Source organism: Pseudomonas sp. zfem002 (genome assembly GCF_032621685.1).
In the GTDB taxonomy this organism is placed as follows: Bacteria; Pseudomonadota; Gammaproteobacteria; order Pseudomonadales; family Pseudomonadaceae; genus Aquipseudomonas; species Aquipseudomonas japonica.
Genome location: NZ_JAVYJH010000008.1, coordinates 63,245 through 75,987, shown reverse-complemented (window position 1 = coordinate 75,987; position 12,743 = coordinate 63,245). Strand labels below are relative to the sequence as shown.

Here is a 12,743-nt window from a genome sequence, read left to right as displayed (position 1 = left end):
AACGGGCCGGATGCCGCGACCAACGGCCCCCGGCGCGGTCTGGCGTGCAATCAGGGTTTCCCACGACTGGCGGGGCTCATGTATGCTACGGCGTTCACTCTTGACACCGGATTGCCGGGCGAAACGGTTTCCGACCGGCCTGGATAAGGTCTCCCATTTCTCAGCGCAAAGTAGCCATGCACGAACACTATCAGCCCCGCGAAATCGAAGCCGCCGCCCAGTCCTACTGGGACGAGCACAAGTCTTTTGAAGTCAGTGAACAGCCAGGCAAGGACACCTACTACTGCCTGTCGATGTTCCCGTACCCGAGCGGCAAGCTACACATGGGCCACGTGCGCAACTACACCATCGGCGACGTGATCGCGCGCTACCAGCGCATGCTCGGCAAGAACGTCCTGCAACCGATGGGCTGGGACGCCTTCGGCATGCCGGCGGAAAACGCCGCGATGAAGAACAACGTCGCGCCGGCCAAGTGGACCTACGAGAACATCGCCTACATGAAAGCCCAGCTGAAAAGCCTGGGCCTGGCGATCGACTGGTCCCGCGAAGTCACCACCTGCAAGCCGGACTACTACCGCTGGGAGCAGTGGCTGTTCACCCGCCTGTTCGAAAAAGGCGTGATCTACCGCAAGAACGGTACCGTGAACTGGGACCCGGCAGACCAGACCGTACTGGCCAACGAGCAGGTCATCGACGGCCGTGGCTGGCGTTCGGGCGCGCTGATCGAGAAGCGCGAAATCCCGATGTACTACTTCAAGATCACCGACTACGCCGACGAGCTGCTGGAAAGCCTCGACGAGCTGCCGGGCTGGCCCGAGCAGGTCAAGACCATGCAGCGCAACTGGATCGGCAAGTCCCGCGGCATGGAAGTGCAGTTCCCCTACGATGAAGCCAGCATCGGCCAGGCCGGTGCGCTGAAGGTCTTCACCACCCGTCCGGACACCCTGATGGGCGCAACCTACGTCGCCGTCGCCGCCGAGCACCCGCTGGCCACCCTCGCCGCCCAGGGCAACCCGGCGCTGCAGGCGTTCATCGACGAGTGCAAGAGCGGCAGCGTCGCCGAAGCCGACATCGCCACCCAGGAGAAGAAAGGCGTCGCCACTTCCCTGCTGGTCCGTCACCCGCTGACCGGCGAAAAACTTCCGGTATGGATCGCCAACTACGTGCTGATGCACTACGGCGACGGCGCGGTCATGGCCGTTCCGGCCCACGACGAGCGTGACTTCGAGTTCGCCAGCAAGTACCAGTTGCCGATCAAGGCCGTGATCCGTACCAGCGCCGGCGACGACGTCGGCAGCGAATGGCAGGCCGCCTATGGCGAGCATGGCCAACTGATCAACTCCGGCGAATTCGACGGCCTGGACTTCGCCGGCGCCTTCGACGCCATCGAAGCCGCGCTGATCCGCAAGGAGCTGGGCAAGTCCCGCACGCAGTTCCGCCTGCGCGACTGGGGCATCAGCCGCCAGCGCTACTGGGGCTGCCCGATCCCGATCATCCACTGCCCGTCCTGTGGCGACGTGCCGGTACCGGAAGACCAGTTGCCGGTCACCCTGCCGGAGAACGTGGTGCCGGACGGCGCCGGTTCGCCACTGGCGCGCATGCCCGAGTTCTACGAGTGCACCTGCCCGAAATGCGGTAGCGCGGCCAAGCGCGAAACCGACACCATGGATACCTTCGTCGAGTCGTCCTGGTACTTCGCCCGCTATGCGTCGCCGAACTACGAAGGTGGCCTGGTCGATCCGAAAGCGGCCAACCACTGGCTGCCGGTCGACCAGTACATCGGCGGTATCGAACACGCCATCCTGCACCTGCTGTACGCGCGCTTCTTCCACAAGCTGATGCGCGATGAAGGCCTGGTCAGCTCCAACGAGCCGTTCAAGAACCTGCTGACCCAGGGCATGGTGGTCGCCGAGACCTACTACCGTGTCGCCAGCAACGGCGGCAAGGACTGGTTCAACCCGGCCGACGTCGAGATCGAGCGCGATGCCAAGGCCAAGATCGTCGGCGCGCGCCTGAAGACCGACGGCCTGCCGGTGGAAATCGGCGGCACCGAGAAGATGTCCAAGTCGAAGAACAACGGCGTCGACCCGCAAGCGATGATCGATGCCTACGGCGCCGACACCTGCCGCCTGTTCATGATGTTCGCCTCGCCGCCCGACATGAGCCTGGAATGGTCCGACTCCGGCGTCGAAGGCGCGAGCCGCTTCCTGCGCCGCGTCTGGCGCCTGGCCCAGGCCCACGTTGGCCAGGGCCTGCCGGCCAAGGCCGACTTCAGCGCCCTGAACGACGCGCAGAAAGCCGTGCGCCGCGCCACTCACCTGGCGATCCGCCAGGCCAGCATCGATGTCGGCCAGCACCACAAGTTCAACACCGCCATCGCCCAGGTGATGACCCTGATGAACGTGCTGGAAAAGGCCTCGCAGGACACCGAACTGGACCGCGCCCTGATCCAGGAAGGTCTGGAAGCCGCCACCCTGATCCTCGCGCCGATCACCCCGCACATCAGCCATCAGCTGTGGCAGGCCCTGGGTCACCCGGGCGCGGCGATCGACGCCGGCTGGCCGGCGGTGGACGAAAGCGCGCTGGTGCAGGACAGCATCCAGCTGGTCATCCAGGTCAACGGCAAGCTGCGCGGCCAGATCGAAATGCCGGCCGGCGCCAGCCGCGAGGAAGTCGAAGCGGCCGCGCGCGGTAACGAGAACGTGCTGCGCTTCACCGAAGGCCTGACCATCCGCAAGGTCATCGTGGTCCCCGGCAAGCTGGTCAACATCGTCGCCAACTGACAGGAGCGAGCGCCCCGCGGGGCGCTCGCACAGAAACGTCCCCAAAGGTTTTCCAGGGAGCAACAAGATGATCAAACGCAATCTGCTGGTGATAGGCCTGGCCGTGATGCTCAGCGCCTGCGGTTTTCACCTGCGTGGCACCGCTACCAACGACCTGGCGATCAAGGAACTCGACCTGAGCGCCCGCAACGCCTATGGCGAAACCGTCAACCAGCTGCGCGACCTGCTGAAAAGCAGCGGCGTCAACGTGCATGCCGGCGCGCCGTACAAGCTGGTGCTGACCAACGAGGCCGAAACCCAGCGCGCGGCCAGCTATGCCGGTTCCGCCCGTTCGGTGGAGTACGAGCTGCAGACCCAGCTGTCCTATGACATCCAGGGCCACAACAACACCACGCTGCTCAGCGACAAGCTGGAAGTGCAGAAGACCTACGTGCACGACGGCAACAACATCACCGGATCGACCCAGGAAGCGTCCCAGATCCGCAACGAAATGCGTCGTGACCTGGTCCAGCGCATGGCCCAGCGCCTGCAACAGCTGACCCCGGAACGCCTGGACGAACTGCAGGCCAAGGCCGACGAACGCGCTCGCGCCGAAGCTGCAGCCCTGGAAGCGGCACAACGTGCCCAGGACGCCCAGCCTCAGCAGTCGCCACTGGAAGTACCGGCCAACTGAGCCTGAACGGGGCGCTTCGGCGCCCCGACTCTTTATGAAACTTGCCCCCGCCCAACTCAACAAGCACCTGCAAGGCAGCCTCGCCCCCGTCTACGTGGTCAGCGGCGATGACCCGCTGCTGTGCCAGGAAGCCGCCGACGCCATTCGCCAGGCTGCTCGCCAGCAGGGCTTCGACGAGCGCCAGGTATTCAGCGCCGACGCCAACTTCGACTGGGGCACGCTGCTCCAGGCCGGCGCCAGCCTCTCGCTGTTCGCCCAGAAGCGTGTGCTTGAACTGCGCCTGCCCTCCGGCAAGCCTGGCGACAAGGGCGCCGCGGCGCTGATCGAGTACTGCTCGCGCCCCGCCGACGACACCCTGCTGCTGATCAGCCTGCCCAAGCTCGATGGCAGCGCGCAGAAGACCAAGTGGGGCAAGGCGCTGGTCGAGGGCCAGCAGGTCCAGTTCATCCAGATCTGGCCGGTCGACACCCAGCAACTGCCGCAGTGGATCAATCAGCGCCTGGCCCAGGCCGGGCTCGCCGCGCAGCGTGATGCCGTGGAACTGATCGCCGCGCGGGTCGAAGGCAACCTGCTGGCCGCCGCCCAGGAAATCGAAAAACTCAAGCTGCTCGCCGATGGCAACACCATCACGGTGGAAACGGTGCAGTCCGCCGTCGCCGACAGCGCGCGCTTCGATGTCTTCGGCCTGGTCGACGCCATCCTCAACGGCGAAGCGGCCCATGCCCTGCGCATGCTCGAAGGGCTGCGCGGTGAAGGCGTGGAGCCGCCGGTGATTCTCTGGGCCCTGGCCCGCGAGCTGCGGGTCCTCACCGGCCTGGCGCAGCAATACAGCCAGGGCGTGCCGCTGGAGAAGGCCTTCAGCCAGGCCCGGCCACCGGTCTGGGACAAGCGCCGCCCGTTGATGAGCAAAGCCCTGCAACGCCATTCCGCGCAGCGCTGGGGCCAACTGCTGCACGATGCCCAGCGCATCGACGCGCAGATCAAGGGCCAGGCCCAGGGTTCGCCATGGACCAGCCTGACCCGCCTGTCCCTGCTGATGGCCGGACAGCGCCTGGCACTGCCCGCCGAATAAGGCGCTTGCCGGGAAGGTTCGGCAGTCCTATAGTGCGCGCGAACCCACCCCGCCAGGAGCTCCAGGCATGCCCAAGAAACCGGCAAAATCCCGGCCGAACAAGGCCAAGTCCATCATCGCCCAACCCCTGTTCCGCAGTCGCCAGGAACGTCCGGGCAAAGGCAAAGGCAGCTACCGCCGCGAAGCCTTCCAATCGAGAGATTGGGAGGCTTCGTCCTTTATGGCGGCATGAAAGCAGGAAAGTCACAGGCATGGTATGGTCGTCACCTGACCCGTATTACCTGGATTCGTGCATGCCCCTCTGCCTTACCCGTCGCTGGCAACTTCGCCACCTGACCGCTGCTTCCAGCCTCGTTCTGCTCGTCGCCTGCGCCGAACACCCGACCGCCGCCGACGCCCTGCCCATCGCTCCGCTGCCCGCCGCCCCGAGCGTGGTACAGCCGACACCCAACGCCGATATCGAAGTCCAGCCACAGCAGACCTTCGCCGAGTGGCAGGCCAGTTTCCGCCAGCAGGCCTTGCAGGCCGGTGTAGCGCCGAGCCTGTTCGACCGCATCTTCGCCGGCATGACCCCGGACATGGACGTGATCAAGGCCGACCGCAGCCAGCCCGAGTTCACCCGCCCGGTCTGGGAATACCTCGACGGCGCGCTGTCGCCGGTGCGCGTGCGCAACGGCAAGGCCCTGCTGACCCAGAACAGCGAACTGCTGGCGCGCATCGAACAGCGCTATGGCGTCGACCGCAACGTGCTGGTCTCGGTGTGGGGTATGGAAAGCAATTTCGGCCAGTTCCAGGGCAACAAATCAGTGATCCGCTCCCTCGCCACCCTGGCCTACGAAGGCCGCCGCCCTGCGTTCGCCCAGGCGCAATTGCTGGCGGCCCTGAAGATCCTGCAGAACGGCGACATCGCGCCCGAGGCCATGCGCGGCTCCTGGGCCGGCGCCATGGGCCAGACCCAGTTCATTCCGACCACCTACGATACCCACGCAGTGGATTTCGACGGTGATGGCCGCCGCGATATCTGGAACAGCTCCGCCGACGCCCTCGCCTCCACCGCGCACTACCTGCAGAGCTCGGGCTGGCAGCAAGGCCAGCCATGGGGCTTCGAGGTCAGCGTACCCACCGGTTTCGACTACTGGATCGCCGATGGCACGCAGCGCAAGACCGTCGCCGAGTGGCTGCGCCTGGGCCTGCAACTGCCTGCCGGCAGCCGCCTGCCCGTCGGTGGCGAACAGCTCTCCGCTGCGTTGCTGCTCCCCGCCGGCTACCGTGGCCCAGCGTTCCTGGTGCTGGACAACTTCCACACCATTCTCAAGTACAACAACTCGTCGTCCTATGCCCTGGCGGTCGGCCTGTTGAGCGAACGCTTCGATGGCAGTGGCTTTATCCGCGGTGCCTGGCCGAAGGATGACCTCCCCCTGAGCCGCAGCGAGCGCATCGAACTGCAGGACCTGCTCAATGCCGGCGGACATGACGCCGGCAGCGCCGACGGCATCATCGGCGCCAATACCCGCAAGGCCATTCGCAATGCCCAGCAGGCGCTGGGCTGGCCGGCGGACGGCTATCCGACGCACAAGTTGCTCGACAGCTTGCGCCAGCGCTGAGATCTATTGCTGACACCTGATTTTGTAGGAGCTGGCTCGCCTGCGAAGGCCTGCACAGCAGGCCCACTCCAAGCGCCACCGATTCAAGACCGTCGCTACCCCCCAAAGAAAAAGCCCCCGCACCTTCACAAGTGCAGGGGCTTTTTCATGCAAGGCCGCTGATCAGAGCTTGATCTTGGCCTCGTGCGCCTGCTGGTCGGCGTGGTACGAAGAACGCACCAGCGGCCCGGAAGCGACGTTCTTGAAGCCCATCCGATAACCTTCCTCGGCGAACCAGGCGAAGGTGTCGGGGTGGACGAAGCGCTGCACCGGCAGGTGGCTGCGCGAGGGCTGCAGGTACTGGCCGAGGGTCAGCATGTCGATGTTGTGCTCGCGCATGCGCTGCATCACTTCGATCACTTCCTCATCGGTCTCGCCCAGGCCAAGCATCAGGCCGGACTTGGTCGGAACGTGTGGCACGCGCTCCTTGAACTTCTCCAGCAGGGTCAGCGACCACTGGTAGTCCGAGCCCGGACGCGCGGCCTTGTACAGGCGCGGCACGGTTTCCAGGTTGTGGTTGAACACATCCGGCGGCTCCTGGGCGGTGATGTCCAGGGCGACGTCCATCCGGCCACGGTAGTCCGGAACCAGGGTTTCCAGCTGGACGCCCGGCGACAGTGCGCGGATCTCGCGGATGCAGTCGGCGAAGTGCTGGGCACCACCGTCGCGCAGGTCGTCGCGGTCCACCGAGGTGATCACCACGTACTTCAGGCGCAGGTCGGCGATGGCGATCGCCAGGTTCTTCGGCTCGTCGACGTCCAGAGGCTTCGGCCGGCCATGGCCAACGTCGCAGAACGGGCAGCGACGGGTGCAGATGTCACCCATGATCATGAAGGTCGCGGTACCGCCGGAGAAGCACTCGCCCAGGTTCGGGCAGGACGCCTCTTCGCAGACGCTGTGCAGCTTGTGCTTGCGCAGCAGTTGCTTGATCCGGTCGACTTCCGGGGAAACCGGGATGCGCACGCGGATCCAGTCAGGTTTCTTCGGCAGTTCTTCGGTAGGGATGATCTTGACCGGGATACGCGCGACCTTTTCCGCGCCGCGCAGCTTCACACCCGCTTCAACTTTCGGCCGAGGGGCCGGTGTCACGGTGCTTTGCACCGGATCTTGCACAATAGTCATATTCAGTCGATTCCGCCCGCAAGGGTCGTCTGCTCAGCATAATCGAGGTGCTTGACCAGCTGTCCGCGCAGCCTTGCCCTTACCTCGGAGAGTTCGATCGGACCTGCCTGGTCGCGCAGCTGGGTCATGGCCAGCCCCGCATACCCGCAGGGGTTAATTCGGCGGAATGGCGCAAGGTCCATGTCCACATTGAGGGCAAGGCCGTGGAACGAACAGCCATTGCGAATCCGCAAGCCGAGGGAGGCGATCTTCGCTCCATCGACGTAAACGCCCGGCGCATCGGGCTTGGCCGCCGCTTCCACGCCATAGCTGGCGAGCAGCTCGACCAGGCAGCGCTCGATGCGCGTCACCAGGTCACGCACGCCGAAACCGCGCCGACGCACATCCAGCAGCAGGTAGGCGACCAGCTGGCCCGGGCCGTGATAGGTCACCTGGCCGCCGCGATCGGTCTGCACCACCGGAATATCCCCGGGCACCAGCAGGTGCTCGGCCTTGCCGGCCTGGCCCTGGGTGAACACCGGCGGGTGTTCCACCAGCCAGATCTCGTCGCCATCGCCCGGTTTGCGCTCGTCGGTGAAGCGACGCATCGCCTCCAGCACCGGCTCGTAGGGCAGCAGGCCGAGGTCGCGAAAGCCGAGGCTCGCAGCCATCACAGCACCATGTGCACGATACCGGTCGCGCGCAGGGCGCTGTTGATATCGTGCAGTTGGTCTTCGCTGGTGGCAATGATGTGCAGTTGCACGGTGGTGTACTTGCCGTTGGAGCTCTGGCGCTCGGCCAGGGTCGCCATGTCGACTTCCGCGTACTTGCGCAGGATCTCGATCACGGTGTCCTTGAAATGGACCACGGTGTCGCCGATCACCTTGATGGGGTAATTCGGGCAGGGAAATTCGATTTTTGGTGCGTTGACGTCAGCTTTGCTCATGGCGGTAACGGCCTCGTAAGCCGTGGCAACAACAACGCCCCTGCGGGTGGCAGGGGCGTGCAGGTCACGATATCAGTTGAACAACCCGTAGAAGAACAGGCGGATGCTATCCCACACCCGACGGAAGAAACCACCTTCCTCGACCGCGTCCAGCGCGATCAGGTCGGCGCTGTGAACCACATTCTCGTCCAGTTTGACTTCGACTTTACCGATCACGTCACCTTTGGCGATCGGCGCCATCAGTTGCGGGTTCATGGTCATGCTCGCGGCCAGTTTCTTCAATTGGCCTTTAGGCAAAGTCATGCTCAGGTCTTCGGCCAGGCCGGCCTTCACCTGGTTGCTGGTACCTTTCCAGACCGGCGCCTGGGCCAGTTCGGTGCCCTTCTGGTAGAAGGTCTGGGTTTCGAAGAAGCGGAAACCGTAGGTCAGCAGCTTCTGGGTCTCGGCGGCGCGGGACTGCTCGCTGTTGGTACCGAAGACCACGGCGATCAGGCGCATGCCATCGCGAACGGCGGACGACACCATGCAGTAGCCGGCTTCGTCGGTGTGGCCGGTCTTCAGGCCGTCGACGGTCTTGTCACGCCACAGCAGCAGGTTGCGGTTGGGCTGCTTGATGTTGTTCCAGAAGAACTCCTTCTGCGAGTAGATCGCATAGTGGGCCGGATCTTCGTGGATGATCGCGCGGGCCAGCACGGCCATGTCGTGGGCCGAGGAGTAGTGCTCCGGGTGCGGCAGGCCGGTCGGGTTCATGAAGTGGCTGTTGCTCATGCCCAGGTCGCCGGCGGTCTTGTTCATCATGTCGGCGAAGGCGTCCTCGCTGCCGGCGATGTGCTCGGCCAGGGCCACGCTGGCGTCGTTGCCGGACTGGATGATGATGCCGTGCAGCAGGTCGCTGACGCTGACCTGGGTGCCCACCTTGATGAACATCCGCGAACCGCCGGTACGCCAGGCATTCTCGCTGACGGTCACCGGATCGTTCTCGCCGATCTGGCCGCGACGGATATCCAGGGTCGCGATGTAGGCGGTCATCAGCTTGGTCAGGCTCGCCGGAGGCAGACGCTGGTCGCCATTGTTCTCGACCAGGATGTTGCCGCTGGAGGCTTCCATGAGCACGTAGGACTTGGCTGCCAGTTGCGGCGGCGACGGCATCATCTGCTCCGCCGCGAAGGCGGCAGGGGTGATCAGCAGCGGAACAAGCAGGCAAAGGCGTTTGGCAAAGGTGGTGATGTTCATCCGTCTCTCGAAATGGCTAATGGGCTCATGCCCCAACGGGGCAAAACGTTATCAAGGCTGCGGCAATCCGCCGCGCCTGCGAGCAAAACCGCCATTGTACATGGCTGTTCGGCCCGCTTGCATGACAAACCGACCAGTCCCCCCGGTCAGTCCGCCGTGACTACTTTGGCCTGTCCCAGGTTGGCCAGGCGCACACTGTCCTGCATCTGCTGGACTTCTCCCTGGCTGCGGATCGGCCCCATGCGCACCCGGTGCAGGGTCTGCTGGTTACGCACGATGGAACTGATGAACACCGGCGCGCTGACCATGCCGCTCAGCTTGGAGCGTAGCAACTCCGCGGCGTCCGGGTTGGCGAATGCGCCGACCTGCAGATAGGTGCCGTTGCCGGCCGGCACGCTGTTGCTGGCAACCTGCACCGGCAGGACCGCGGCAGCGTGCTGCTGCGGTGGCGGTGTCCACTGCTCGACGGCACCGGTATTGGCGGGAATCGCCCGGGTCTGCGCCACTTGCGGCTGGTCCAGGACCAGCGGCGCCTGGCGACCGCGCTGGGCCCACCATTGCTGCGGGTCGATACCTTCGACCCGGACCCGCGCGGTGCCGGTTTCGGCATAGCCGAGCTTCTTCGCCGCGGCGTAGGACAGGTCGATGATGCGGTCGGAATAGAACGGGCCGCGGTCGTTGACCCGCAGGATCACGCTGCGGTTGTTGTCCAGGTTGGTCACCCGCACGTAGGCCGGTAGCGGCAGGGTCTTGTGCGCCGCGCTCATGCCGTAGAGGTCGTAGACCTCGCCGTTGGCGGTGTTCTGCCCGTGGAACTTGGTGCCGTACCACGACGCGGTGCCCTCGGCGACATAGTTGCGCGACTCGGGAATCGGGTAGTAGGTCTTGCCCAGCACCGTGTACGGGTTGGCCTTGTAGGCACCGGTGTGCACGGTCGGGGTGGCGTCGGGGATCTTGGTGACATCGACGTCCCACCACGGCGCGCCGTCCTTGTGCGCCCGGTTGATGTCCAGGCCGGGCTTGGAACGGACGATGTTGCCGCTGCCCTGGGAGGTCGGACGGCTCGACGAGCAACTCACCAGCAGCACGCCGATGACCGCACAACTCAGCAGTTTGAGGGATGAAGCACAAAACAGTACGCGCATTACCGGGCGCCCCTTGCCTGAACCAGCAGGTCTGATAGTTGATGTACCGCCATGGCGTACATCACGCTGCGGTTGTAGCGAGTGATCGCGTAGAAGTTCTTCAGGCCGAGCCAGTATTCGGGGCCATTGTCGCCTTCGAGCCGGAAAGCGGTGACCGGCAGATCATCGCGCAGCGCATCATGACTCGACCAACCCAGCGCCCGCAACTCCCCTACGGTCTTGACCGGATCGATGCCCGGGCTCAGGCCCTCGTCGACCCGTTCGCCGCGGACCATGGCACGGCTCACCACCGGCTGGCCGCTGACCCAGCCGTGGCGCTTGAAGTAGCTGGCGACACTGCCGATGGCGTCGTCGGGGTTGTTCCAGATGTTGATGTGGCCGTCACCGTCGAAGTCCACGGCGTAGGCGCGGAAGCTGCTCGGCATGAACTGCGGCAGGCCCATGGCACCGGCGTAGGAGCCCTTCAGGGTGAGCGGATCGACCTGTTCCTCACGGGACAGCAGGAGGAACTCGCGCAGCTCCTTGCGGAAGAACGGTGCCCGTGGCGGGTAGTCGAAGGCCAGGGTCGACAGCGCGTCGATCACCCGGTAGTTGCCGGTATTGCGGCCAAAGAAGGTTTCCACGCCGATGATCGACACGATCACCTGGGCCGGCACCCCGTATTCCTGCTCGGCGCGGGCCAGGGTGGCCTCGTGCTGGCGCCAGAAGTCCACGCCGCGGGCGACCCGGGCGTCGGTGAGGAACATCGGGCGGTATTCCTTCCACGGCTTGACCCGCTCCGCCGGCCGCGAAATCGCGTCGAGGATCGCCTGCTTGCGCTGGACTTCACGGAACACGCCCATCAACTGCTCACCGGCGAAGCCATGGTCGCGGGTCATTTCCCCGACGAACTCGGCGACCTGGGCTGAGCCCTCGTAGTCGCCGGCGCTGGCGTGCTGCACGCCGCCGAGCAGACCGACGAGACCCGCCAGGGGCACACAACGGGCCATCCAGCCCCGTATTGCTTGCATCAAGAAATTCACCTTACTCAAACCTGCGCGATCCATTTGCGGTGGGTATGGATCGACATGAGAACGCCAAACGCTGACAGCAGCGTCACCAGCGAAGTTCCACCATAACTAATGAAGGGCAGCGGTACCCCCACGACAGGCAGCAGACCGCTGACCATGCCGATATTGACGAAGACATAGACGAAGAAGGTCATGGTCAGGCTGCCGGCCAGCAGCTTGCCGAACAGGGTCTGGGCCTGGGCGGTGATGACCAGGCCACGGCCGATCAGCAGCAGGTAGATCAGCAGCAGCGCGCAGATGCCCACCAGGCCGAACTCCTCGCCGAGCACGGCGATGATGAAGTCGGTGTGGCTTTCCGGGAGGAAGTCCAGGTGCGACTGGGTGCCCAGCAGCCAGCCCTTGCCGAACACGCCGCCGGAACCGATCGCCGCCTTCGACTGGATGATGTTCCAGCCCGTGCCCAGCGGGTCGCTTTCCGGGTCGAGGAAGGTCAGCACCCGCTGCTTCTGGTAGTCGTGCATGACGAAGAACCACATCGCCACGGCCACCGGCACCGCCGCCGCGATCACGCTGACGATCCAGCGCCAGCGCAGGCCGCCCATGAACAGGACGAAGGCACCGGAGGCGAGGATCAGCAAGGCAGTGCCCAGGTCCGGCTGGCGGACGATGAGGATGAACGGCATGCCGATCAGGATCAGGCTGATCATGACGTGCTTCAGGTGCGGCGGCAGGGTGCGCTTGGACAGGTACCAGGCGATGGTCGCCGGCATGATGATCTTGAGGAATTCCGAGGGCTGGAAGCGAATCACCCCGGGAATGTTGATCCAGCGCGTCGCGCCCATGGCGTTGTGGCCCATGATGTCCACCACCACCAGCAGCATCACCCCGACCACGTAGGCCAGCGGTACCCAGCGCGCCATGAAGCGCGGTTCCAGCTGGGCGATGACGAACATCGAGACCAGGCCGATACCGAACGAGGAGGCCTGCTTGAGCAGCAGGTCCCAGTTCTTGCCGCTGGCCGAATAGAGCACGAACAGGCTGCCGGCGGCCAGGGTCAGCAGGAGGATCAGCAGGGGACCGTCGATATGGATGCGCTGCAGGAAGCTGGCGCGGCGGCGCATCACGTCCTCGCTGGAG

General features: G+C 64.9%; 12 protein-coding genes. 5 read left to right on the top strand and 7 right to left on the bottom strand.

Going from position 1 to position 12,743, the window contains the following annotated elements:
* The first annotated feature begins 176 nt into the window (after positions 1 to 176).
* From leuS to RTI28_RS11585, 5 genes are all read left to right on the top strand, one after another.
* Positions 177 to 2,783 carry a leucine--tRNA ligase gene (gene leuS / locus RTI28_RS11605; RefSeq protein WP_316920579.1) on the top strand — a complete coding sequence of 869 codons (2,607 nt, stop codon included), beginning with the start codon at positions 177 to 179 and terminating at the stop codon, positions 2,781 to 2,783.
* A 67-nt stretch (positions 2,784 to 2,850) separates the two neighbouring features.
* The gene (gene lptE / locus RTI28_RS11600) at positions 2,851 to 3,456 is read left to right on the top strand and encodes an LPS assembly lipoprotein LptE (protein ID WP_316920578.1); all 606 of its coding nucleotides are present in this window, start codon (positions 2,851 to 2,853) and stop codon (positions 3,454 to 3,456) included.
* 34 nt (positions 3,457 to 3,490) lie between these two features.
* A complete protein-coding gene (gene holA, locus RTI28_RS11595) occupies positions 3,491 to 4,528 on the top strand; it encodes a DNA polymerase III subunit delta (RefSeq protein ID WP_316920577.1) in 1,038 nt (345 codons plus the stop codon).
* Positions 4,529 to 4,595: 67 nt separating this feature from the next.
* Entirely contained in the window at positions 4,596 to 4,760 is a 165-nt protein-coding gene (gene arfA / locus RTI28_RS11590) for an alternative ribosome rescue factor ArfA (RefSeq protein WP_042123734.1), read from the top strand.
* Positions 4,761 to 4,821: 61 nt separating this feature from the next.
* Positions 4,822 to 6,132, top strand: coding sequence for a lytic murein transglycosylase (locus tag RTI28_RS11585; protein ID WP_316920576.1), 1,311 nt, complete (start codon positions 4,822 to 4,824; stop codon positions 6,130 to 6,132).
* A 162-nt stretch (positions 6,133 to 6,294) separates the two neighbouring features.
* Here RTI28_RS11585 and lipA read toward each other — a convergent pair whose 3' ends face one another.
* From lipA to rodA, 7 genes are all read right to left on the bottom strand, one after another.
* Positions 6,295 to 7,293 carry a lipoyl synthase gene (gene lipA / locus RTI28_RS11580; RefSeq protein WP_042123730.1) on the bottom strand — a complete coding sequence of 333 codons (999 nt, stop codon included), beginning with the start codon at positions 7,291 to 7,293 and terminating at the stop codon, positions 6,295 to 6,297.
* Positions 7,294 to 7,295: 2 nt separating this feature from the next.
* Entirely contained in the window at positions 7,296 to 7,943 is a 648-nt protein-coding gene (lipB, locus tag RTI28_RS11575) for a lipoyl(octanoyl) transferase LipB (protein ID WP_316920575.1), read from the bottom strand.
* Positions 7,943 to 8,218 carry a DUF493 domain-containing protein gene (locus RTI28_RS11570; protein WP_316920574.1) on the bottom strand — a complete coding sequence of 92 codons (276 nt, stop codon included), beginning with the start codon at positions 8,216 to 8,218 and terminating at the stop codon, positions 7,943 to 7,945. Before RTI28_RS11570 ends, lipB begins: the two co-directional genes overlap by 1 nt.
* A gap of 72 nt (positions 8,219 to 8,290) precedes the next feature.
* Entirely contained in the window at positions 8,291 to 9,451 is a 1,161-nt protein-coding gene (locus tag RTI28_RS11565; protein WP_316920573.1) for a D-alanyl-D-alanine carboxypeptidase family protein, read from the bottom strand.
* A 146-nt stretch (positions 9,452 to 9,597) separates the two neighbouring features.
* Complete coding sequence (locus tag RTI28_RS11560) at positions 9,598 to 10,596, bottom strand: septal ring lytic transglycosylase RlpA family protein (RefSeq protein ID WP_316920572.1); 999 nt, start codon at positions 10,594 to 10,596, stop codon at positions 9,598 to 9,600.
* Positions 10,596 to 11,606 carry a lytic murein transglycosylase B gene (gene mltB / locus RTI28_RS11555; protein ID WP_316920571.1) on the bottom strand — a complete coding sequence of 337 codons (1,011 nt, stop codon included), beginning with the start codon at positions 11,604 to 11,606 and terminating at the stop codon, positions 10,596 to 10,598. Before mltB ends, RTI28_RS11560 begins: the two co-directional genes overlap by 1 nt.
* A gap of 17 nt (positions 11,607 to 11,623) precedes the next feature.
* The gene (rodA, locus tag RTI28_RS11550; protein WP_316920662.1) at positions 11,624 to 12,727 is read right to left on the bottom strand and encodes a rod shape-determining protein RodA; all 1,104 of its coding nucleotides are present in this window, start codon (positions 12,725 to 12,727) and stop codon (positions 11,624 to 11,626) included.
* Between the last annotated feature and the right edge of the window lie 16 nt (positions 12,728 to 12,743).